Here is a 21,567-nt window from a genome sequence, read left to right on the forward strand (position 1 = left end):
GCCACGAGGCGCTGGAGCTGTGCGGGTGGTTCGTGGGCTGAATGTTCGGGGAGAATGTGACTCTCCGTCAAGAGCGGAAACCGGTCAGGATTGTTCGCTCACCGAACGAGCCGTCTCACTGACGTCCGGGTCGTGGTCCCGCGCCAACTCCCGTAGCAGATCGGCGACTCCGGGAGTCGACCAGTACGCGACCGCCTCCGCGAGCGCGACCCGTACGGCCGGGTCGGGGTGCCGGGCCAGCCGGGCCAGGCGCTCCAGGGGGCCGCGCCGCCGGTACGCGAACCAGCGCAGCGCCTCGCCGAGGGCGACGACGTCCCCCGCGGCCTCGGCCGCCTCCACGCGCGCGAGCAGGACGCGGGGCGGCGGAGGGGGCCCGTCCAGCGGATGCGGCCGCCGCTCGCGCAGCCGCCGCGCCCCGTACTCCCCGCGCGCCAGGCACCCCTGGCAGGTGCAGGGCGTCCGGCCGTGCGCGTCGGGGAAGTACCGCCACCCGTTGACCCCGCGCACCGGCCGGACGCTCCGGACCTCGCCGCGCGCGACGGCCCGGGGCAGGAACACCTCCCACCCCCGCGGATCGTCCAGCCCGCGCACCGCGCGCACGGCCTCGGCAACCGTCACCTCGGCCGGCTCCCGCTCCCCGTACCGCCCGACGGTGACGGCCTCCCCGTCCGCGAGCCTGACGTGCACGGCGACGGCCTCGCGGGGCCCGGGGCGGCGGGCCAGCTCGCGCAGCCACTGATGGGTGAGCGTGTACGACGGCAGTACAGGAAACAGGTACACCCCGAGCCCGGCCGCGCCGAGCCCACTGCCACGACCGTGGCTGAGGGCCCGTATCCCGGCGCGGCGGATCCGCGGTGCGTTGGCCGCGGGTGTCAGGTGCACGAAGGTCGCCATGCGGGACACGGTCCAACGCGTGGGCGGGCCGCCGCAAGCGCTTTGCGCGGGTGGCTACCGGGCTACCGGGCCGGGGCCGCCGCTCGCTTCGGCCGCGCGAAAAACTCTTCCCGGTTCCGGTCACATCTCCGTGCGCCCCTCCGTCAGTGCTGTGAAGACGCCAGAACACAGACCGACGTGAAGGAGCCCCAGCCATGACGAACCCCTCCATCTCCCGGATGCCCAACCCCGGCCAGTTCGTGCCCGAGCTGGCGGACGTCAGCGCCGCCCTGTTCCGGGCCACCGGCAACCGCTCCGTGCCGCGTGCCACGATGAGCCTCGTCCACCTGCGGGCCGGGCAGATCGTGGGCAACACGTACCTGACCGTCCTCAACACCGCCTTCCTGCGGAAGGCCGGGGTGTCCGAGGAGCGCATCACCGCCGTCTCCTCCTGGCAGGACGCCCCGTACTTCACCGCCGCCGAGCGCGCTGCCCTCGCCCTGGTGGAGGCCACCCTCCAGCCCGCCCCGCACGGCAAGGAGCGCGTCTCCGACGAGCTGTACGCGGAGGTCGCCGAGCACTACGACGAGAAGGCGCTGGCCACGCTCACCATCGCCATCGGCCAGATCAACTTCTTCATCGCCCTGGCCGTCATCGGCAAGCCGCAGCCGGTCACCACCCTCGCCGACGAGCAGTGGGACTGAGGCCTAGGGCCTCTCGTTCGGATCGTGCCGGGCTCGCGGGCCCTGGTGCCGCGCCTAGCCGTCGAGCGCCGCGTCCGAATTCCGCCAGCGCGCGGGGGCGCGGGCGCGTGACGCTGGGGGCATGACGACCTACACCGCACGCCCCATCGCCCCCGCCGCCCTCGCCGAACTCCGGAGCGTCGACGACGCCGGACAGCCCTGTGTTCCGTTCACCGCCGCCGAGGGCGGCGACCCGTTGCGCTGCTGCCTCCGGCCCGTCGCGGCGGGGGAGCGGGTCGCGCTCGTCTCCTACGCGCCCCTGCGCCGCTGGGCCGCCACGACCGGGGTCCGGCCGGGCGCGTACGACGAGCAGGGCCCGGTCTTCATCCACGCCGAGGAGTGCGAAGGGCCGGTGCCGGGAGCGGAGTCGTACCCCTTCGACCGGCCCGGCGCGCTGCGGACCCTGCGGCGGTACGACGCCGAGGGTCGGATCGTCGGCGGCCGGCTCCTGGAGATCCCGGCCGAGGCGACCGAGGGCTTCGACAAGGCGTTGGGCGAGGCCTTCGACGACACCCGGGTCGCGCTCGTGCACATCAGGGCCGTGGAGTACGGCTGCTTCCAGTTCGAGGTCCGGCGCAGCTAGAACGGCGCGTGCCTGAACGTCACTCCACGCAGAACTCGTTGCCCTCCGGGTCCGCCATGACGACCCACGTCATCCCGTACTCCGACACCCGGCGCAGTACCGAGGCGCCCAGGGTCTCCAGGCGTTCGACCTCGGCGTCGCGCTTCTCCTGGCCGGGGTGGAGGTCCAGGTGGACGCGGTTCTTGACGGTCTTCTTCTCAGGGACCCGCTGGAAGAGGATCCGGCGGCCGTGTCCGGTGCCCGACTTCTCGTCGTAGGGGTCGTCCGGGTGCCGGACGGCGGCCAGATCGCGCCAGGCGCGGCGACCGTCCGCGAGCGTGACCGAGAGCTCGGGCGGGGCGGCGCCCGCGGCGAGGAGTCCGTCGATGAAGGCGCTGTGGTCCTCGTCCGTATAGCCGAGGGCCGCGGCCCAGAAGGCGGCCTGGGCGTGCGGGTCGCCGGCGTCGATCACAAGCTTCCAGTGCAGTGGAGTCATGCGTCCCAGTCTCGACGCGACAGGCAGGGGCGGCGAGCAGGCACGCGTACGGGAACGGGCCGGGTTCAGACGGCGGCCGCGACGGACTGCGCCACGGTCTCCGCTTCCGCCGTCCCTTCCGCTGTCGCCTCTGCCGTCGCATCGGCCTCCCTGGCGTCGTACGCCTCCCGGGCCGCCGCGATCTCGTTCTGGTGCCGCTCCGTCCACGTCACGAGCGAGCGGATCGTCGTGTGCAACGTCCCGCCCAGCGCGGTGAGTTCGTAGTCCACGCGCGGCGGGACCACCGGGTGGACCGTGCGCTTCACCAGGCCGTCGCGCTCCAACTGCCGCAGCGTCACGGTCAGCATGCGCTGGCTGACCCCGTCGATCTCCCGCTTCAGCTCCGAGAAGCGCAGCTTGCGGCGGTCGAGCAGGGCGATGACGAGCAGGGACCACTTGTCGGCGACCCGGTCGAGGATCTGCCGTACCTCGCAGTCCTCCCGCGTGTCCCACTGGAAGGGGTCCGTGTCCCCGGACCGGCCCTCGGTGTAGGGCACTTCGCAGTGACTCGGTGACTTCAAAGTGCCTTCTTCCATGGCACCTGATCCTGCCGCAGGATCGGGGTGGTTACAAGAGGGAACTGACCCTCTGGCCAGTAACCGCCCCTTGTCCCAACCTGCCCTGGAGACAGCTGTGTCCACCTCCACCTCCGCCCCTACCTCCCTTCCCGCCCGCGCCTGGGCCCTCCTCCTCGTCCTCTGCGGGACGATCTTCCTCGAAGGCATCGACGTCGCCATGCTCGCCGTCGCCGTGCCGAGCATCAGATCCGATCTCGACCTGTCCACCGGCACCGCGGCCTGGGTGATGTCCGCGTACGTCCTCGGCTACGCCGGTTTCACCCTCCTCGGCGGACGCGCCGCCGACCTGCTCGGCCGCCGCCGGATGTTCCTCGGCTGGCTCGTCGTCTTCCTGCTCTTCTCCGGGCTCGGCGGCTTCGCGACCGAGGGCTGGATGCTGATCACGGCCCGCTTCGTGACGGGCGTCGCCGCCGCGTTCATGACCCCCGCCGCGCTGTCGATCATCACCACCTCGTATGCGGAAGGGCCGCAGCGCAACCAGGCGCTCCTCGTCTTCGCCGGTACCGCCGCCGGGGGCTTCTCGCTCGGCCTCGTCATCGGCGGGCTGCTCACCCAGATCGGCTGGCGCTGGGTCTTCTTCGCGCCCGTCCTCCTCGCGGCCGCGATCCTGTTCGCCGCGGTGCGCCTGGTCCCGAAGGAGCCCCGCCCGGAGCGGGCGGCAGGCGGTTTCGACCTGGCGGGCGCGCTGACGGCGGCCGGGGCGATGCTGCTGCTCGCCTTCGCGATCGTCCGGCTCGAACACGGCCTGGACGGCTGGCCGCTGACCGCGCTCGTGGCCGCCGCGGGCGTGGCCCTCGCCGGGGTGTTCGTCGCCGTCGAGCGGCGGGCCGCCGCCCCGCTCGTACGCCTCGGGCTGCTGCGCAAGGCCTCGACCGTCCGGGCCGACCTCGGGGCGCTGCTCTTCGTGGGGTCCTTCTTCGGCTTCCAGTTCGTCGCCACGCTCTACCTTCAGGAGCTGCGCGGCTGGTCCTCGCTGGAGACGGCGTTCGCGCTGATGGTGATGGGCATCGACGCGATCCTCGCCCCGACGCTGACGCCGAGGCTGGTGGCGCGGTTCGGCAACGGCCGGGTGATCCTCGGCGGGTTCGTGCTCGCGGTCGTCTCGTACGCGCTGTTCCTGCCGGTCGGCCCCGACTGGTCGTACGCGGCGATGTTCCCGACCCTGCTCCTGACCGGGCTCGCCTTCTCGCTCGCGTACGGTCCGCTGACGATCGCCGCGACGGACGGCATCGCGGAGGAGGAGCAGGGGCTCGCGAGCGGTCTCCTCACGACGGCCACGCAGTTCGGCTCGGCGGTCGGCATCTCGCTGGTCACGGCTGTCTACGGCATCGTCGGCGGCGGCCTCGACGGCTTCCGCGCGGCCCTGGCCGTACCGGTGGCGATGGTGGCCCTCGGCGCCGTGATCACGGCGACGGGCGTGAGGGGACGGGCGGGGGCCGCCTCCTTGGAGGAGGCCCCGAAGGCCACCGTCTCCTAGGCGGGCTGGGCGGGCTAGGCGGGCTGCGCGGGCTGGGGTGCCGGAGTGGGCACCGCACCCGCGCCGGCCCCCGCACCCGCCACTGCCCCCGCAGCCGTCGCCGCGCGTTCCGCCGCCGCCAGTTCCGCGCGGCTGCGGCGGGCCGTGCGCAGCGCGTCCCAGGTCAGGATCGTCAGGGCGAGCCAGACCAGCGAGAAGCCCGCCCAGCGCTCCGGCGGCATGGCCTCGTGGAAGTACGCGATGCCCAGCCCGAACTGGAACATCGGCGCCAGGTACTGCAGGAGCCCCAGCGTCGACAGCGGTACGCGGATCGCCGCCGCGCCGAAGCAGACCAGCGGGACGGCGGTCACGATGCCCGTCGCCGCGAGCAGCGCCGCGTGCCCGGTGCCCTCCGCGCCGAAGGTGGCCGAGCCCTGCGAGCCGAGCCAGAGCAGGTACGCGAGGGCGGGCAGGAACTGGACCGCCGTCTCGGCCGCCAGCGACTCCAGGCCGCCGATGTTGACCTTCTTCTTCACCAGGCCGTAGACGCCGAACGAGAAGGCCAGGATCAGCGAGATCCACGGCGGCTGCCCGTAGCCGATCGAGAGGACGAGGACGGCCGTGGCGGCCACGCCGACCGCCACCCACTGCGCGGGCCGCAGCCGTTCCTTCAGGAGCAGGACGCCGAGCGCGATGGTGACGAGCGGGTTGATGAAGTAGCCGAGGGACGCCTCGACCACGTGGCCGGTGTTGACGGACCAGATGTAGACGCCCCAGTTGACGGTGATCACCGAGGCCGCGAGCGTGATCAGGCCCAGCTTGCGCGGGCTGCGCGCCAGCTCGCGTATCCAGCCCCAGCGGCGCACCGCGAGGAGCGCGACGACGACGAAGGCCAGGGACCAGACCATCCGGTGGGCGAGGATCTCGACCGCCCCGGCCGGCTTCAGGAGCGGCCAGAAGAGCGGGACCAGTCCCCACATCCCGTAGGCACCGATCCCGTAGAGGAGACCCGTTCGTCCCTCGTCGTCCGTCTTCACCGAACCTCCTGCCCCGCGCCACGCCGTCCTGATGAAGGTAGCGCCGCACAGGGCAGGCTGTCATGTCCGTACCGCGATACGGTCATGACCTCTCGCCGTCGGTCAGGCGAGGTCGGTCAGGCGAGCGCCGTCGCGACCGTCTCGGCCAGCGGGGTCGTCGGGCGGCCGATGAGCCGGGACAGGTCGCCGGTCCGGCGTGCGAGCGCGCCGCGCTCGATGGCCTTGTCGACGTCGACGAGGATCGCGGCGAAGAACGGCGGGACACCGGCGCCGGTCAGGATCTCCTCGTGCGTCTCGGCCGGGACGTTGTTGTACGCGATCTCCTTGCCGGTCTGGCGGGCGACCTCGGCCGCGTACTCGGCCAGCGACCAGGCGACGTCGCCGCTCAGCTCGTACGCCGTGTTCACGTGCTCCTCGACCGGGCCCGCCAGGACGGCGGCGGCTGCGGCGGCGTAGTCGGCGCGGGTGGCGGAGGCGACGCGGCCCTCGCCGGCGTTGGAGACGACGGCGCCGTGGGCGAGGACGGGGGCGAGGTTGGCGGTGTAGTTCTCGGTGTACCAGCCGTTGCGCAGGAACGTGTACGGCAGGCCAGAGTCGAGGATCAGCGTCTCGGTCGCCCGGTGCTCGGCGGCCAGGTCGAAGTCGGCCTCCGGGCCGCCGAGGATGCCGGTGTACGCGAGCTGCGCGACGCCCTCGGCCTTGGCGGCGTCGATGACGGCGGCGTGCTGGGCCACGCGCTGCCCGACCTCGCTGCCGGAGATCAGCAGGACCCGGTCGCCCGCCTGGAAGGCGCCCGCGAGGGTCTCGGGCTTGCTGTAGTCGGCGATCCGCAGCTCGACGCCGCGCTCGGCGAGGGCGGCGGCCTTCGCCTTGTCGCGGACGACGGCGACGACGGACTCGGCGGGGACGCGGCCGAGGAGCTCGTCGACGACGAGACGGCCGAGCTGTCCGGTGGCTCCGGTGACGACGATGCTCATGGTGGTGTTCCTTGTCTGTGAGGTGCAGATGCACTCACCGTACGTCGGACACTAACCTTCCGAAAGTACCCACTTTGAAGTAAGGTACTGGCATGGGAGTAAGTGGTACGGGTGTGAGTGAAGAGCCGCGGAGCCTGCTGGCCGATGTCGACGGCACCATGTGTCCGTCCCGGCTCGTCCTGGAGCACGTCACAAGCCGGTGGGGCGTCCTGGTCTTCATCGCGCTGAGCGAGCGTTCGTACCGCTTCAGCGAGCTGCGCCGCCGGGTCGGTGGCGTCAGCGAGAAGATGCTGACGCAGACGCTCCAGACCCTGGAGCGCGACGGCTTCGTCCACCGCGACGCCAAGCCCGTCATCCCGCCCCGCGTCGACTACAGCCTCACCCCGCTGGGCGAGGAGGCCGCCGAACGCGTCAGGGAGCTGGCCCGGTGGTCCGACGCCCGCGTCGCGGCGGTCGAGGAGGCGCGCGTGCGGTACGACGTGGCGAGGAGTGCGGCGATGGCCACGAGATCGTCTCAATGAGGCGGTAATCAGGGCCAGTTGTGCCCGTGCGTCGTACGATCTGCTCACCACTGGGGGCAAGTGTGAGCGTGTGTGGGGGATTCGTGACGTACGCGTACGGAAGAGTGCTGCGCGCCTGCGGGGGTGTACTGGCCTGCGGCCTGATCCTGACCGCCTGTTCGGGTGCGGGCGATGACGGCGGAAAGTCGGGTGCGAGTACGTCCCCGGGATCGTCCGGAACCTCGACCGCGCAGCCGACCTCGGCCGCACCCACACCCACACCGACCGGGCTCGCCTTCACGCCGGACCCCAAGCGGGCCCCGAAGAACGCGGCCGACGCCAAGAAGCTCGCCCTCGCGATCGTCGCGGGCCCCGAGTCCTGGGGCCCCGACTACGTCAAGCGCACCCCGTACCTCAGCGGCGACTCCTACTGGCCCGTCCTCGACACCGGCTGCACCTGGGAGGCCGGCACCCGGCCGGCGACCGTGCTCCACAACGTGACCGCCTACAGCGAGATCCCCGCGGCGGCGGGGAAGGGGCTCCTGCAGGTCTCCGCGACCGTGACCGTCCACCGCACGGAGACGGACGCCGACTGGGAGATGGCCCAGACGCTGGAGGAGGTCCTCCGCTGCCCCTCCCAGCAACTGCGGGACGGTGAGCGCATCACCGGACTCATGTCCCTCGGCAGCCCCTTCGGCGTCGGCGGCAACTTCACCGCCGCGGACTCGCTCCGCGAGGCCGGGACGTACGTCAACGACGCCGTGAAGGGCGAGCAGACGTACTCCTGGTACCAGTCCCGCGTCGGCCAGATCACCGTCGCCGTCGTCGTCAAGGGCGCACCCGGCCACATCGGCAAGGACCTCGACAGGGCCCAGGTCCAGGCCCTCGTCGCCATGGTCGGCCGCGCCGAGGACGCACTGGAGGTCCAGTCATGAGCAGCCCCACCCCCGAGTCCGAGAGCCCCACCCCGCAGCCGCAGCCGCAGCATCAGTCGCGGCCCGGCGCCCTCCAGCCGCTCCTCCCCTCCGACCCCTCCACCATCGCCGCCTACCGGCTCCTCGGCCGGCTCGGGGCCGGTGGCATGGGCGTCGTCTACCTCGGGCGTACCGAGCACGGTGAGCTCGCCGCCGTGAAGGTCACCCACGCCGACCAGGCCGAACAGGCGGACTTCCGGGAGCGTTTCCGGCGCGAGGTCGAGGCCGCGCGCCGGGTCGTCAGCCCCTGGGCCGTCCCCGTGACCGGCGCCGACCCGGACGCGCCCGAGCCGTGGATGGCGACCGCCTTCGTGCCCGGGCCCTCCCTCGGCGAGGCCGTCGCCGCGCACGGGCCGCTGCCCGAGCGGAGCGTACGGATCCTCGGCGGCGCCGTCGCCCGCGCGCTCGCCGCCGTCCACGCGGCCGGGCTCGTCCACCGGGACGTCAAGCCGGGCAACGTCCTCCTCGCCGTCGACGGCCCCCGCCTCATCGACTTCGGCATCGCCCGGGCGACCGGCGAGACCGCGCTGACCTCCACCGACATGGTCGTCGGCACCCCCGGCTTCCTCGCCCCCGAACAGGCCGAGGCCCGCGCCGCCGAGATCGGCCCGCCCAGCGACGTCTTCGCCCTCGGCTGCCTCCTCGCCCACGCGGCGACCGCCCGCCCGCCCTTCGGTACGGGGGCGGTCGACGCCCTCCTCTACCGCACCGTCCACGACGAGCCCGACCTCGCCGGCGTACCGGAGGGGCCGCTCCTCGACCTCGTACGGGCCTGCCTCGCCAAGGACCCCGCAGCCAGGCCCACCGCCGAGGAGATCGCCGCCCGCCTCACCGAGGACACCCCCGGCGCGGCCACCGACTGGCTGCCCGCCCCCGTCGTCCGGACCATCGCCGAACGCTCCGCCGCGATGCTCGCCCTCCCCGAGATCGACCGCACCGAGCACGGAACACCGACCGCCCCGAGCCAACCGGCGCACAGCAGGCGGAAGTTCCTGCTCCTGGCCTCCGGCGGCGCCGCCGTCCTCGCCGCCGGCGGCGGCATCGCCGCCTACGCCGGCCTGCGCGACGACGACAACGGCAAGGACGGCAAGGCCGCCCCGCCACCGAAGAAGCGCCGCTGGATCGTCGGCGTCCAGGCCGACCTGACCGGCCCCGCCAAGGACATCGGCCGCGCCCAGGAACGCGGCGCCCGCCTCGCGGTCGAGCTGTTCAACGCCCGCAAGGACAAGCCCTTCACCCTCGAACTCAAGGTCTCCGACGACGCCGGCGACAAGGACAAGGCCCTCGCCGCCGCCCGCGTCCTCACCGGCGACCCGGACGTCCTCGGCGTCCTCGGCCCGACCTCCGACTACACGGGCCTCAACGCGCTGCCCGCGTACGACGAGTCACGGCTGCCGCTCATGACGGTCTCCGCCGGGCTCAACCTGCTGACCAACATCGCGGGAGGCCAGGGCCTCTCCGTGCTGCGCGCCTGCCCCCAGCACCCCATCGCCGGCAGCTGCCTCGCCTACTACGTCCTCACCAAAACGGCGAGCGTCCGCCCGGGCATCCTCCAGGAACGCACCGACGACACCTACGCCTGGCAGTACATCGGCGGCGCCAACTTCGCCTTCCGCCAGGGCAACGTCGTGCCCGTCCCCCGCGTCGTCCCCGGGCCCACCACCGACTACAAGCGGATCCTCGGCTCGATGATGGCCGAGGGCATGGACGCGTACGTCCACTGCGGCCTCACCCCCACCGCCGTCCTCGCCGCCCGCGCCCTCGACGAACTCGGCTTCACCGGCATGAAGATCACCGGCCAGCACGTCTTCGAGTCCCGCTTCCTCACCGAGGCCGGAGCCGCCGCCGAGGGCTGGATCCTCGGCGCGCCCGTCACCGACCCGACCGCCCGTAAGGAGGCCGCCGACTTCGTCGCCGCCCACCGCACCCGGTACGGCGCGCCCCCCGGCTACTACGCCGGTGAGTCCTTCGACGTCGTCAACCTGCTGATCCAGGAGGTGGAGAAGGCCGCCAAGGGCGGGCAGCGCCCCGACCGCACCACCCTCACGCCCGCGCTGCGCAAGGCCAAGTACACGGGCGTCATGGGCGGCTACACCTTCGACACCGAGAGCGGGAACCTCTCCGGGATCGGCACCTTCATGTACGCGGTCAGGAACGGCCGCTACGCACCCCTGGAGTTCGCGCCCGCCGGCCCGCCCAAGACCAGACGGACCTGACGCGTGCGGCCCCTCCGTCCCGCCGATCCCTCGACGATCGCCGGCTACCGCCTCCTCGGCCGGCTCGGCGCCGGCGGCATGGGCGTGGTCTACCTCGCCCGCTCCGCCGGCGGCGCGCTCGCCGCGCTCAAGCTGATCCGGGCCGAGCACGCCGCCGACCCCGGCTTCCGGGAGCGGTTCCGGCGCGAGGCCCTGGTCGCCCAGCGGATCACCGGCCGCTGGGTGGTCCGGGTCCTCGGCGCCGACCCGGAGGCCAGGGAGCCCTGGCTCGCCACCGAGTTCGTCCCCGGTCCGTCGCTCGGCGAGGCCGTCGGCCTGCACGGCGCGCTGCCCGAGGCGACCGTACGGGCCCTGGGCGCCCGGCTCGCCGACGCGCTCGCGGACATGCACGAGGCCGGGCTCGTCCACCGGGACGTCAAGCCCGGCAACGTCCTCCTCGCCCTCGACGGGCCGCGCCTCATCGACTTCGGCATCGCCCGGTCGGCCGGGGCCACCGCCCTGACCGCCACCGACGCGATGATCGGCACCCCCGGCTTCCTCGCCCCCGAGCAGGCCCGCGTCAGCGGCGCGGGCGAGGTCGGCCCGGCGAGCGACGTCTTCTCGCTCGGCTGCGTGCTCGCGTACGCGACGACGGGCCGCCGCCCCTTCGGTACGGGCACGGTGGCCGCGATCGTGTACCGCACGGTCCACGAGGAGCCCGACCTCGACGGCGTACCGGAGGCGCTCCTGCCGCTGGTGACCGCCTGCCTGGCCAAGGACCCCGCCGACCGGCCGACGGCGGCGGAGACTCGGGCGCGGCTCGGCCGGGCCGAGGACCCGGCGGGGGACTGGCTGCCGCCCGGCCTTCCCGCGCTCATCGCCGAACGCTCCACCCGCGTCCTCGACCTGCCCGTCGCCGAACCGACCGTCATGGTGCCCGCCGCCGACCCGGCCCGCACCTCGCCGTCCCGGCGGCGGTTCCTCGCCCTCGGCTCCGCGGCCGCCGTCGCAGGCGCGGGCGGCCTCACGGCCTGGCTGGTGAACCGCGGCCCGGGAGCGGGCGGCGCGGGCGGCGGCACGAGCGGGGGTACGGGCGCGGGCGGGCCTTCCGGGCCCCGCCCCGCCTACACGATCGGCGTCCACACCGACCTGACCGGCCCCGGCAAGGCGTCCGGGCGCGCCCAGGAACGCGGTGTGCGGCTGGCCGCCGAGACCTTCAACGCCCGCGCCGACCGGCCCTTCGACCTCGCGGTGAAGGTACGGGACGACGGCGGCGACCCGCGCCGGGCCGCCGCCGTCGCCGAGGAGTTCGTGAAGGACGCGTCCGTCATGGCGGTGATCGGCCCCACGACCAGGGAGACCGTCATCGCCGGCTCGCAGCCGTACGACAGGAGCCAACTGGTCTACGCGACCGTCGCCGTCGGCATCGACGCGGGCGACCTCACGATCCAGACCGTCAACCCTGTCTACCGCGAGATGCGCGCCCCGCACGACATGCTGCAACTCCCCTTCACCAGCGTCGCCATCCTCTCGAAAGCCAAGCGGACGGCCGTGGTCGACGACCGCGCGGCGGGCGACTTCAGCTGGCGTATGGCGAACTCCGCGAAGAGCACCATGACTCAGGTCTCCGAGGCAGTTACGGTCCATCAGATCGCCGCCGACAGCGAGGACTTCGGGCCCGTCGTACGGGACGTCCTCGCCGCCCGCCCGCACGCGGTGCTCTACGCCGGGGTCTCCCCGCGCCGGGCCGGACTCTGCGCCAAGGCCCTGCGCGAGCAGGGGTACACCGGCCTGCGCGGCGGTGTCGAGTACGCGCTCGGCCCCGAGTTCCTGTCCGTCGCGGGCCCGGCGGCCGAGGACTGGTACTTCGGCACGACGTACGTCGATCCGGCGCTCGTACCGGCCGCGAAGGCCTTCACCGCCGCCTACCGCAAGCGCTGGGGCCTGTCGGAGCGGGCGGTGATCGAGCCGTTCGCCGTCGAGGCCTACGACGTCGTGACGGGCATCGCCGCGAGCATGAGCGACCTCGTGTCGGGCCAGAAGCTGGACATGGCGCGGATCGCCGTGCGCGGGGCGCTGCGGCTGTTCCCGTACCAGGGGATCACGAAGAAGTACGGCTTCGACGAACGGAACGTGACGGCGTTCAAGTTCATCAAGGAGATGTTCCTCTACCGCATCGAGGGCGGCACCCCGCGCTACCTCGGCCCCTTCGAGGCGGCGGCGGAAGGCGAGAAGAAGCGGCGGACGTTTGATTGAGCGGCGCGGCGGAACGGACTGAGGGGCGCGGCCGATGTTCCGGCCGCGCCCCTCGAATCTGCCTTTGTCAGCCGACGACGGTCCAGGTGTCATTCCCCGCGAGGAGTTGTCCGAGGTCGCCCTTGCCGTGTTGCTCGATGGCGGTGTCGAGTTGGTCGGCCATGAGGGTGTCGTAGACGGGGCGTTGGACGGAGCGGAAGACGCCGATGGGGGTTTGGTGGAGGGTGTCGGGGTCGGCGAGGCGGGAGAGTGCGAACGCGGTGGTGGGTGAGGTGGCGTGGGCGTCGTGGACGAGGAGTTGTGACTGGGTCTCCTCGGTGACTTCGACGACCTTGAGGTCGCCGGTGAGGGTGTCGCGGACGACTCCCTTGCGGCCCTCGGTGCCGAAGCGGATGGGCCGGCCGTGTTCGAGGCGGATGACGGCTTCTTCGGCCTGTTGTTTGTCTTTGAGGACTTCGAAGGCGCCGTCGTTGAAGATGTTGCAGTTCTGGTAGATCTCCACGAGGGCGGTGCCGGGGTGGTCGGCGGCCTGGCGCAGGACCTCGGTGAGGTGTTTGCGGTCGGAGTCGACCGTCCGTGCCACGAACGAGGCTTCGGCGCCCAGGGCGAGGGAGACCGGGTTGAACGGCGCGTCCAGCGAGCCCATGGGGGTGGATTTGGTGATCTTGCCGAGTTCGCTGGTGGGGGAGTACTGGCCCTTGGTGAGGCCGTAGATGCGGTTGTTGAAGAGGAGGATCTTGAGGTTGACGTTGCGGCGCAGAGCGTGGATGAGGTGGTTGCCGCCGATGGAGAGGGCGTCGCCGTCGCCGGTGACGACCCAGACGGACAGGTCACGGCGGGAGGTGGCGAGGCCGGTGGCGATGGCGGGGGCGCGGCCGTGGATGGAGTGCATCCCGTAGGTGTTCATGTAGTACGGGAAGCGGGAGGAGCAGCCGATGCCGGAGACGAAGACGATGTTCTCCTTCGCCAGGCCCAGTTCCGGCATGAACCCCTGCACGGCCGCGAGGACGGCGTAGTCGCCGCACCCGGGGCACCAGCGCACCTCTTGGTCGGACTTGAAGTCCTTCATCGACTGCGCGGCTTCGGCCTTGGGCACGAGGTTCAGGAGCGTCTCACTCATCGATGGCCTCCTTGAGCGCCGAAGCGAGCTGCTCGGCCTTGAACGGCATGCCGTTGACCTGGGTGTACGAGTGGGCGTCGACCAGGTACTTCGCCCGTACGAGAGTGGCGAGCTGGCCGAGGTTCATCTCGGGCACCACTACCTTGTCGTAACGCTTCAGGACCTCTCCGAGATTCCTCGGGAAGGGGTTGAGGTGGCGCAGGTGGGCCTGGGCGATGGGGTGTCCGGCCCGGCGTAGTCGGCGGACGGCGGCGGTGATGGGTCCGTAGGTGGAGCCCCAGCCGAGGACCAGGGTCTTGGCGCCGCTGGGGTCGTCGACCTCGATGTCGGGGACTTCGATGCCGTCGATCTTGGCCTGGCGGGTGCGGACCATGAGTTCGTGGTTGGCCGGGTCGTAGCTGATGTTGCCGGTGCCGTCCTGTTTCTCGATGCCGCCGATGCGGTGTTCGAGGCCGGGGGTGCCGGGGACGGCCCAGGGGCGGGCGAGGGTCTGCGGGTCGCGCTTGTAGGGCCAGAACACCTCGGTGCCGTCGGCGAGTTCGTGGTTGGGGCCGGTGGCGAACTGGACCCGCAGGTCGGGGAGTTCCTGCACGTCCGGGATCCGCCAGGGCTCCGAGCCGTTGGCGAGATAGCCGTCGGAGAGCAGGAAGACCGGGGTGCGGTAGGCGAGCGCGATCCGCGCGGCCTCGACCGCCGCGTCGAAACAGTCCGCCGGCGTCCTCGGCGCCACAACCGGCACCGGGGCTTCGCCGTTACGGCCGTACATCGCCTGCAGCAGGTCCGCCTGCTCGGTCTTCGTCGGAAGCCCGGTCGACGGGCCGCCGCGCTGGATGTCCACGATCAGCAGCGGCAGCTCGAGGGAGACCGCGAGCCCGATCGTCTCCGACTTCAACGCCACACCAGGCCCGGACGTGGTGGTGACGGCGAGCGAGCCGCCGAAGGCCGCACCGAGCGCGGCGCCGATACCGGCGATCTCGTCCTCGGCCTGGAACGTGCGCACGCCGAAGTTCTTGTGCCGGCTCAGCTCGTGCAGGATGTCGGAGGCCGGAGTGATCGGGTACGAGCCCAGGTAGAGCGGCAGGTCCGCCTGGCGGGAGGCGGCGATCAGGCCGTAGGACAGGGCCAGGTTCCCGGAGATGTTCCGGTAGGTGCCGGTCGGGAAGGCGCTGGTCGCGGGCGCGACCTCGTAGGAGACGGCGAAGTCCTCGGTCGTCTCGCCGAAGTTCCAGCCGGCGCGGAACGCGGCCACGTTCGCCTCGGCGATCTGCGGCTTCTTCGCGAACTTCTGCCGCAGGAACCTCTCCGTACCCTCCGTCGGCCGGTGGTACATCCACGACAGCAGCCCGAGCGCGAACATGTTCTTCGACCGCTCGGCCTCCTTGCGGGAGAGCCCGAAGTCCTTCAGCGCCTCGATCGTCAGCGTCGTGAGCGGCACCGGATGAACCCGGTACGCGTCGAGCGAACCGTCCTCCAGCGGGGACGTCTCGTATCCGACCTTCGCCATCGCCCGCTTGGCGAACTCGTCGGTGTTCACGATGATCTCGCTGCCACGCGGCACGTCGTCGATGTTGGCCTTCAACGCGGCCGGGTTCATCGCGACCAGCACGTTCGGGGCGTCGCCCGGGGTCAGGATGTCGTGATCGGCGAAATGCAACTGGAACGAGGAGACACCCGGCAGCGTCCCGGCAGGAGCCCTGATCTCGGCCGGGAAGTTCGGCAGCGTCGACAGGTCGTTCCCGAACGACGCCGTCTCCGAGGTGAACCTGTCACCCGTCAGCTGCATACCGTCACCGGAGTCACCGGCGAACCGAATGATCACCCGATCGAGTCGGCGGACTTCCTTGTCGTCGCCGTGGTGGGGCGCCGGGGCGCTGCGCTGCTCCCCGACCAGGGCCTCACCGGCCTCGCTACTGACCTGGCTGGTCACTGAACTGGACCTCCCTCGCGGCAAGGGTCTCTCCGCCAGAGGCGGGAGAAGGCTCGCGGGGCGGACGGAGATCCGCCCGGCCCCGTGGCCCACCCTACGACGGTGGGATGTCCCTCCCCGGGACTTCTCGCATCGTGGACCTCGTTTTGAGATGTCCTATTGCCATGAATCGTCACGTTCTGTCTCCCCCCAGAATCTTCCGGAAAGTCGCGTTCCGCTCGTTCTTTGGTCTTAGGTCCAAATCAGGCCATCTGACACAGTGTCAGGTAAGCAGGAATTCAGGAATTCAGGTAGGTCAGCACGGCGAGCACCCGGCGGTGATCCCCGTCACTCGGTGACAGGCCCAGCTTCAGGAAGATGTTGCTGACGTGCTTCTCCACCGCGCCGTCGCTCACGACCAGCTGTTTCGCGACCGCGGAATTGGTCCGGCCCTCCGCCATCAGGCCCAGGACCTCGCGCTCTCGTGGGGTCAGGTTCGCCAGGACGTCCTGCTTGCGGCTCCGGCCGAGCAGCTGCTGGACGACCTCGGGGTCGAGCGCCGTACCGCCCCTGGCCACCCGGACCACGGCGTCCACGAACTCGCGGACCTCGGCCACCCGGTCCTTCAGGAGGTAGCCCACGCCACGGCTGGATCCGGCCAGGAGCTCGGTGGCGTACTGCTCCTCCACGTACTGCGAAAGGACCAGGACCCCCACTCCCGGGAAATCCTTGCGCAACCGCACCGCCGCCCGTACGCCCTCGTCGGTGTGGGTCGGGGGCATCCGTACGTCCGCCACCACCACGTCCGGCAGCGCGTTCTCGCCCGCCAGCTCGGCCACGGTCTTGACCAGGGCCTCCCCGTCACCGACACCGGCGACGACGTCGTGCCCCCGGTCGGTCAGCAGCCGGGTCAGGCCCTCGCGGAGCAGCACTGAATCCTCGGCGATGACCACACGCACCCTGTCCGCCACGTCTTCCACGACCCTGAAGCCCCCATGTTCCGCTGATCGATGCGGCTTCCAGCATCGCATTCCACCGCCCACTTGTGGGCAATGACGAAGATCGGGCGACACCTCGCCACGCCCCGCCACCCGCCACACCCCGCCACCCGCCGCCACGCCACGCGCGCGTGGGCGGTCGTCACACCGGGCGGATGACCCGCCCGCTGTGACGACCGCCCCGTACCGCCCCGACCGAAGGGCTCACGCCCTCCAGGGCAGCTCCGCCGTGATCGTCGTCGGACCGCCCGCCGGTGAGTCCACGGCCAGGATCCCGTCGACCGCGTCGAGCCGCTCCGTGAGCCCGGCGAGCCCCCGGCCGGCTGCCGTGTCCGCGCCGCCCCGGCCGTCGTCCCGCACCTGGAGCAGCAGCCGGTCGCCGACCCGCCACACGTCCACCCAGGCGCGCCGCGCCTCCGCGTGCTTGGACACGTTCTGCAGCAGCTCGGACACGGTGAAGTACGCGATGCCCTCGATCGCCGGAACCGGCCGCGACGGCAGGTCCACGTCGACCGAGACGGGGACCGCGCAGCGCGAGGCGACCGCTGAGAGCGCCGCGTCCAGGCCCCGGTCGGTCAGGACCGCCGGGTGGATGCCCCGGGCCAGGTCGCGCAGCTCCTGAAGCGCCGTCTTCACCTCGCCGTGCGCCTCGTCGACCATCCGCGCCGCCGCCTTCGGGTCCTCCGTGAGCTTCTCCTTCGCGAGCCCCAGATCCATGGCGAGGGCCACGAGCCGGGCCTGCGCGCCGTCGTGCAGGTCGCGCTCGATGCGGCGCAGATCGGCGGCGGCGGTGTCCACGACCACGCCCCGGTCCGACTCCAGCTCGGTGACGCGGGTCGCGAGCCGCGACGGGCCGAGCAGACCGGCGACCATCAGCCGGTCCACCGAGGTCAGCGCCCGGATGATCCACGGCCCGACGAGCACGAACAGCAGACCGACGGCGCTGGTGACGGCGATCTCGAAGGGGGAGTCCAGGTAGAAGGCGTGCGTCCGGTCGCCGTACAGCTGGATGCCGTCCTGCCCCGCGTACATCGGGAAGACCCACTGCCACAGCGGGTACGTGAACATCGCCCAGCCGTACATCCAGAAGGCCACCGAGACCGTGAAGGCGAAGATCGCCCACGGCATGTGCAGGAGCGCGTACAGCAGGTGCCGCCAGGACGCGCCGCTCTTGAGCGTCGCCCCCATCCACGACATGGCCCCGCCGGTACGGCCCCGGGCGGGCTCGGGCGGCGCGACGTCGAGCCCGAGCAGCCCGCGCGCCCGGGCCCGCTCCACGGCACCGAAGCCCCGGCAGAGCGCCAGGGCCCCGGCCAGGACCGGGATGCCGAGGAAGGTGACGAGGAGGCCGGCGCCCGCCGCGACGAGGGCGATGGAGAGGGAGAAGTACACGCAGCTGAGCGGCAGCCCGATCACCAGGTAGCCGAACTCGCGCCAGGTGCGGCCGTCGAACGGCGCGCGGATCGCGGCGGGGAGGCGGGGAGAGGCGGCCATCGCGGTGGTCCGTTTCTGCTCGGGGATAGAGAGGAAGAGGAGGGGAGGCGGTACGACACAAGGTTTCCGCGTGGGCGGGTCCGGGACCATGAGGGAGGTGGGCGTCTCGGTCCGGGGGTTTTCCCTACCAGGGGGGCGGCTGGGGCCCGCGGGCATGCAGGCATGCGGCATGCGGGCACGCAGGCATGCGGGCACGCAGGCATACGGGCCTGCGAGGACAGCACCGCGGACCGGGCCGCGACGACAAGCGCGGAAGCCCGGTCCGTAAGAAGACCCCTGGGGAGCGCTACGCCCCCACCGACCGCCCCCGCCACGGCAGTTCGGCCGTGACCGTCGTCGGGCCGCCCTCCGGCGAGTCGAGGACGAAGAGCCCGTCGACCGCGCCGAGACGCTCCGAGAGCCCCGACATTCCTGTACCGGCGTCGAGCCGCGCGCCGCCGCGCCCGTCGTCCTGGACCTGGAGGAGCAGCCGGTCGTCGCGCCGCCAGACGTCCACGGACGCGGACCGGGCCCGCGCGTGCTTGGACACGTTCTGGAGCAGCTCGGAGACGGTGAAGTACGCGATGCCCTCGATGGCCTCGGCAGGCCGCTCGGCCAGGTCGACCGTGACCTTCACGGGGACGGTGCAGCGCGCCGCGATCGACGAGAGCGCCGCGTCCAGGCCCCGGTCGGTGAGGACGGCCGGGTGGATGCCACGGGCGAGGTCGCGCAGCTCCTGGAGCGCGAGCTTCACCTCGCCATGGGCCTCGTCGACCATCGTGGCCGCCGCCTCCGGGTCCTCGAGGAGCTTCTCCTTCGCCAGACCGAGCCCCATCGCCAGCGCGACGAGCCGGGCCTGCGCGCCGTCGTGCAGGTCGCGCTCGATGCGGCGCAGATCGGCGGCGGCGGTGTCCACGACCACGCCCCGGTCCGACTCCAGCTCGGCGATCCGCCGCTCCAGCTCGTCCGACGGCGACAGCAGACCGCGCACCATGGCCCGGTCGGCGGTGGACAGACCGCGCGCCACGAACGGCAGCAGCGGCCAGAGCACGATCAGCGAGACGAGCGTGACGACGAACGTCACGATGCCCCAGGGCAGCCGGATGAAGCCGTACAGCATCGTCCGCCACGCCACCGGGTCCTTCAGCGCGGTCCACAGCCAGTTGAAGAAGCCGTGCCGGCGGGGGAGCGGGCTGGGCTCCTCCACCCGTACGGAGAGCAGCGCGCGGGCCCGCGCCCGCTCGGACCGGCCGATCCCCCGCGCCCCGGCGAGGCCGAGCGCGAGCAGCGGCAGGCCGATCACCGTGACGGCCAGGCCCACGCCGATCGCGACCGCCACCACCGTGTAGACGAAGCCGACCAGGGTGGTCAGCAGATTGGAGAGGAGGAAGGAGATCTCCTTCCAGGTCTGCCGGCCGTAGGCGGGGCGGACGGGCGGCAGCGGGGTGTCGGTCTCGGCGCTCATGTGCCAAGCGTGCCGGTCGGCGGGCCCGGACCGCCATGGGGTACGTAGGTGAAGGAGAGTAGGGCTAACCCCACCGTTCAGTCCGTGACACACCGCTTACGGGATCTTTAGCAGGGCCTAGACTCCCGTGCGTACGACGTGCGCACAGGCGATGCGTGCGGAACATGCGTGCAGAACGTGCGTGCAGATCACCGGAACGGGCAGGAAGCGAGGGGTGGACGTGCCGGATCCGACCGTGCGGGCGGGAAGCGGACTCGCGGCGGACTACTTCGAGTCGTACTCCGTCGTGGGACTCCTCGCCGTCGTCGGCGTGCTCTTCGTCGCCGTGGCGTTCGGCGCGGGCCGGCTGCTTCGGCCGGTCGTCCCGACGCCGGAGAAGCTGCTGACGTACGAGTGCGGTGTCGACCCCGTCGGCGAGGGCTGGGCGCACACCCAGGTCCGCTACTACGTCTACGGCTTCCTGTACGTCATCTTCGCCGTCGACTCGATCTTCCTCTTCCCCTGGGCGACCGTGTTCGCCGCGCCCGGGTACGGCGCGACGACCCTGGTCGAGATGTTCATCTTCCTCGGCTTCCTGGCCGTGGGCCTGCTCTACGCGTACAAGAAGGGCGTCCTGACATGGACGTGACCCCGCCCCCGGCCCCGACGCCGCTTCCGGCCCCGACGCTGGGCCCCCTGGCCCGCCTCGCGCCCGAGCCGATGAAGGTGGTCCTGAACTGGGGCCGCCGCTACAGCCTCTGGGTCTTCAACTTCGGCCTCGCCTGCTGCGCGATCGAGTTCATCGCCGCGTCGATGGCCCGCCACGACTTCATCCGGCTCGGCGTGATCCCGTTCGCGCCCGGGCCGCGCCAGGCCGACCTCATGATCGTCTCCGGCACGGTGACGGACAAGATGGCGCCGGCCGTGAAGCGTCTCTACGAGCAGATGCCGGAGCCCAAGTACGTCATCTCCTTCGGCGCCTGCTCGAACTGCGGCGGGCCGTACTGGGACTCGTACTCGGTGACGAAGGGCGTCGACCAGATCATCCCGGTCGACGTGTACGTGCCGGGCTGCCCGCCGCGTCCCGAGGCGCTGCTGCAGGGCATCCTCAAGCTCCAGGAGAAGATCGCGCGCGAGTCGCTGGCGGCGCGGTACTCGGGCCCGTCGGTCGGCCAGCTGACCAGCGGCCTGGTGGCCGCGCCCGAGCCGGGCGGTGAGAAGTGACCGGGAACGCGTACGACGCCCTCCCCGAGGCCGTGACCGAGGTCTTCGGCGAGGAGGCGACGGCGGAGCGGGCGTACGGCCTGCTGACGGTGGACGTCCCGGTCGGCTCGTGGATCGCGGCGCTCGAGATCGCGCGGGACAAGCTGGGCTGCACGTACTTCGACTGGCTGAGCGCGGTCGACGAGCCGGGCGTGGGCTTCCGCGTGTGCGCGCACGTGGTCGCCCTCGAGGGCCGCGTGGTGCGTCGGCTCCTCGTACGGACGACGGTGAGCCACGAGGCGGCGGTGCTGCCGACGGCGATCCCGGTCTACGCGGGCGCGGAGTGGCACGAGCGCGAGACGCACGAGATGTTCGGCGTCGCGTTCACGGACCACCCGAACCTCGTGCCCCTGCTCCTGCCGGAGAACTTCGAGGGCCACCCGCTGCGGAAGGACTTCGTCCTCGCGGCGCGCGTCGCGAAGGCGTGGCCGGGAGCGAAGGAGCCGGGGGAGTCGGACCACGGCGGCCCGAAGCGCCGCCAGATGCTCCCCCCGGGCGTCCCCGACCCCAACGACTGGGGCCCGATGAAGGGCCAACTCCCCCCGGCTCCTTCGCGCCCGGCCCGCACGCCGCGTGCGGCGGGCGCTGGTGCGGGTGCCGGGGCGGGCGCCGGTGCCGGCGCGGTGGCCGGTGCCGCCGCGGAGCGCCCGGCCCGCCGTGCCCGCACGGCCACCGGC

20 protein-coding genes are annotated in these 21,567 nt (G+C 72.1%); 10 read left to right on the forward strand and 10 right to left on the reverse strand.

Features of this window, described 5'->3' with window-relative positions; translation table 11 throughout:
- Positions 1-84: 84 nt before the first annotated feature.
- Positions 85-894, reverse strand: a complete 810-nt coding sequence (locus ACFWRO_RS10340) for a HEAT repeat domain-containing protein (protein WP_384507123.1) — start codon at positions 892-894, stop codon at positions 85-87.
- Between the two features lie 194 nt (positions 895-1,088).
- On the opposite strand from ACFWRO_RS10340, the gene ACFWRO_RS10345 reads away from it, so the two are divergent.
- Both ACFWRO_RS10345 and ACFWRO_RS10350 read left to right on the forward strand, forming a co-directional pair.
- Positions 1,089-1,577, forward strand: coding sequence for a carboxymuconolactone decarboxylase family protein (locus ACFWRO_RS10345; RefSeq protein WP_384507126.1), 489 nt, complete (start codon positions 1,089-1,091; stop codon positions 1,575-1,577).
- Positions 1,578-1,698: 121 nt separating this feature from the next.
- Positions 1,699-2,199 carry a DUF1203 domain-containing protein gene (locus tag ACFWRO_RS10350; protein WP_384507129.1) on the forward strand — a complete coding sequence of 167 codons (501 nt, stop codon included), beginning with the start codon at positions 1,699-1,701 and terminating at the stop codon, positions 2,197-2,199.
- Positions 2,200-2,218: 19 nt separating this feature from the next.
- On the opposite strand, the gene ACFWRO_RS10355 is transcribed toward ACFWRO_RS10350, so the two are convergent.
- Together ACFWRO_RS10355 and ACFWRO_RS10360 are read right to left on the reverse strand one after the other, a co-directional pair.
- Complete coding sequence (locus ACFWRO_RS10355; protein ID WP_384507132.1) at positions 2,219-2,674, reverse strand: VOC family protein; 456 nt, start codon at positions 2,672-2,674, stop codon at positions 2,219-2,221.
- A 65-nt stretch (positions 2,675-2,739) separates the two neighbouring features.
- Positions 2,740-3,249 carry a winged helix-turn-helix transcriptional regulator gene (locus ACFWRO_RS10360; RefSeq protein ID WP_384507134.1) on the reverse strand — a complete coding sequence of 170 codons (510 nt, stop codon included), beginning with the start codon at positions 3,247-3,249 and terminating at the stop codon, positions 2,740-2,742.
- Here ACFWRO_RS10360 and ACFWRO_RS10365 point away from each other — a divergent pair.
- Positions 3,248-4,768 (forward strand): MFS transporter, encoded by a 1,521-nt coding sequence (locus tag ACFWRO_RS10365; protein WP_384507137.1) that lies wholly within the window; start codon positions 3,248-3,250, stop codon positions 4,766-4,768. The genes ACFWRO_RS10360 and ACFWRO_RS10365 overlap by 2 nt on opposite strands.
- A 14-nt stretch (positions 4,769-4,782) precedes the next feature.
- Here ACFWRO_RS10365 and rarD read toward each other — a convergent pair whose 3' ends face one another.
- Positions 4,783-5,784 (reverse strand): EamA family transporter RarD, encoded by a 1,002-nt coding sequence (gene rarD / locus ACFWRO_RS10370; RefSeq protein ID WP_384507139.1) that lies wholly within the window; start codon positions 5,782-5,784, stop codon positions 4,783-4,785.
- Between the two features lie 116 nt (positions 5,785-5,900).
- Complete coding sequence (locus ACFWRO_RS10375; RefSeq protein WP_384507142.1) at positions 5,901-6,761, reverse strand: SDR family oxidoreductase; 861 nt, start codon at positions 6,759-6,761, stop codon at positions 5,901-5,903.
- Positions 6,762-6,853: 92 nt separating this feature from the next.
- Between ACFWRO_RS10375 and ACFWRO_RS10380 the strand changes: the two genes are divergently transcribed.
- From ACFWRO_RS10380 to ACFWRO_RS10395, 4 genes are all read left to right on the forward strand, one after another.
- Positions 6,854-7,282 carry a winged helix-turn-helix transcriptional regulator gene (locus ACFWRO_RS10380; protein ID WP_384507144.1) on the forward strand — a complete coding sequence of 143 codons (429 nt, stop codon included), beginning with the start codon at positions 6,854-6,856 and terminating at the stop codon, positions 7,280-7,282.
- Between the two features lie 83 nt (positions 7,283-7,365).
- Positions 7,366-8,196, forward strand: a complete 831-nt coding sequence (locus tag ACFWRO_RS10385) for a hypothetical protein (protein WP_384507147.1) — start codon at positions 7,366-7,368, stop codon at positions 8,194-8,196.
- On the forward strand, positions 8,193-10,451 hold the full coding sequence (locus ACFWRO_RS10390; RefSeq protein ID WP_384507149.1) for a bifunctional serine/threonine-protein kinase/ABC transporter substrate-binding protein: 2,259 nt from the start codon (positions 8,193-8,195) through the stop codon (positions 10,449-10,451). The genes ACFWRO_RS10385 and ACFWRO_RS10390 overlap by 4 nt, the downstream gene beginning before the upstream one ends.
- 3 nt (positions 10,452-10,454) lie before the next feature.
- On the forward strand, positions 10,455-12,686 hold the full coding sequence (locus tag ACFWRO_RS10395; protein WP_384507152.1) for a bifunctional serine/threonine-protein kinase/ABC transporter substrate-binding protein: 2,232 nt from the start codon (positions 10,455-10,457) through the stop codon (positions 12,684-12,686).
- A gap of 67 nt (positions 12,687-12,753) precedes the next feature.
- Here the strand turns inward: ACFWRO_RS10395 and ACFWRO_RS10400 are convergent, their stop codons facing one another.
- The 5 genes from ACFWRO_RS10400 to ACFWRO_RS10420 form a co-directional block, all read right to left on the reverse strand.
- Complete coding sequence (locus tag ACFWRO_RS10400) at positions 12,754-13,806, reverse strand: 2-oxoacid:ferredoxin oxidoreductase subunit beta (RefSeq protein ID WP_384507155.1); 1,053 nt, start codon at positions 13,804-13,806, stop codon at positions 12,754-12,756.
- On the reverse strand, positions 13,799-15,733 hold the full coding sequence (locus tag ACFWRO_RS10405) for a 2-oxoacid:acceptor oxidoreductase subunit alpha (RefSeq protein WP_384507158.1): 1,935 nt from the start codon (positions 15,731-15,733) through the stop codon (positions 13,799-13,801). The genes ACFWRO_RS10400 and ACFWRO_RS10405 overlap by 8 nt, the downstream gene beginning before the upstream one ends.
- A gap of 278 nt (positions 15,734-16,011) precedes the next feature.
- Positions 16,012-16,671 (reverse strand): response regulator, encoded by a 660-nt coding sequence (locus tag ACFWRO_RS10410; protein ID WP_384507207.1) that lies wholly within the window; start codon positions 16,669-16,671, stop codon positions 16,012-16,014.
- A gap of 243 nt (positions 16,672-16,914) precedes the next feature.
- The gene (locus tag ACFWRO_RS10415) at positions 16,915-18,204 is read right to left on the reverse strand and encodes a sensor histidine kinase (RefSeq protein ID WP_384507161.1); all 1,290 of its coding nucleotides are present in this window, start codon (positions 18,202-18,204) and stop codon (positions 16,915-16,917) included.
- A gap of 286 nt (positions 18,205-18,490) precedes the next feature.
- A complete protein-coding gene (locus ACFWRO_RS10420) occupies positions 18,491-19,648 on the reverse strand; it encodes a sensor histidine kinase (RefSeq protein WP_384507164.1) in 1,158 nt (385 codons plus the stop codon).
- A 151-nt stretch (positions 19,649-19,799) separates the two neighbouring features.
- On the opposite strand from ACFWRO_RS10420, the gene ACFWRO_RS10425 reads away from it, so the two are divergent.
- From ACFWRO_RS10425 to ACFWRO_RS10435, 3 genes are all read left to right on the forward strand, one after another.
- Positions 19,800-20,276 (forward strand): NADH-quinone oxidoreductase subunit A, encoded by a 477-nt coding sequence (locus ACFWRO_RS10425; RefSeq protein WP_384507166.1) that lies wholly within the window; start codon positions 19,800-19,802, stop codon positions 20,274-20,276.
- Positions 20,267-20,851 carry an NADH-quinone oxidoreductase subunit B gene (locus ACFWRO_RS10430; protein ID WP_384507169.1) on the forward strand — a complete coding sequence of 195 codons (585 nt, stop codon included), beginning with the start codon at positions 20,267-20,269 and terminating at the stop codon, positions 20,849-20,851. Before ACFWRO_RS10425 ends, ACFWRO_RS10430 begins: the two co-directional genes overlap by 10 nt.
- Positions 20,848-21,567: NADH-quinone oxidoreductase subunit C (locus tag ACFWRO_RS10435; RefSeq protein ID WP_384507172.1), on the forward strand; the 720-nt coding region annotated here is incomplete at its 3' end. The genes ACFWRO_RS10430 and ACFWRO_RS10435, both read left to right, overlap by 4 nt.

Origin of the sequence: Streptomyces sp. NPDC058579, assembly GCF_042718575.1 — a bacterium.
Classification (GTDB): Bacteria; Actinomycetota; Actinomycetes; order Streptomycetales; family Streptomycetaceae; genus Streptomyces.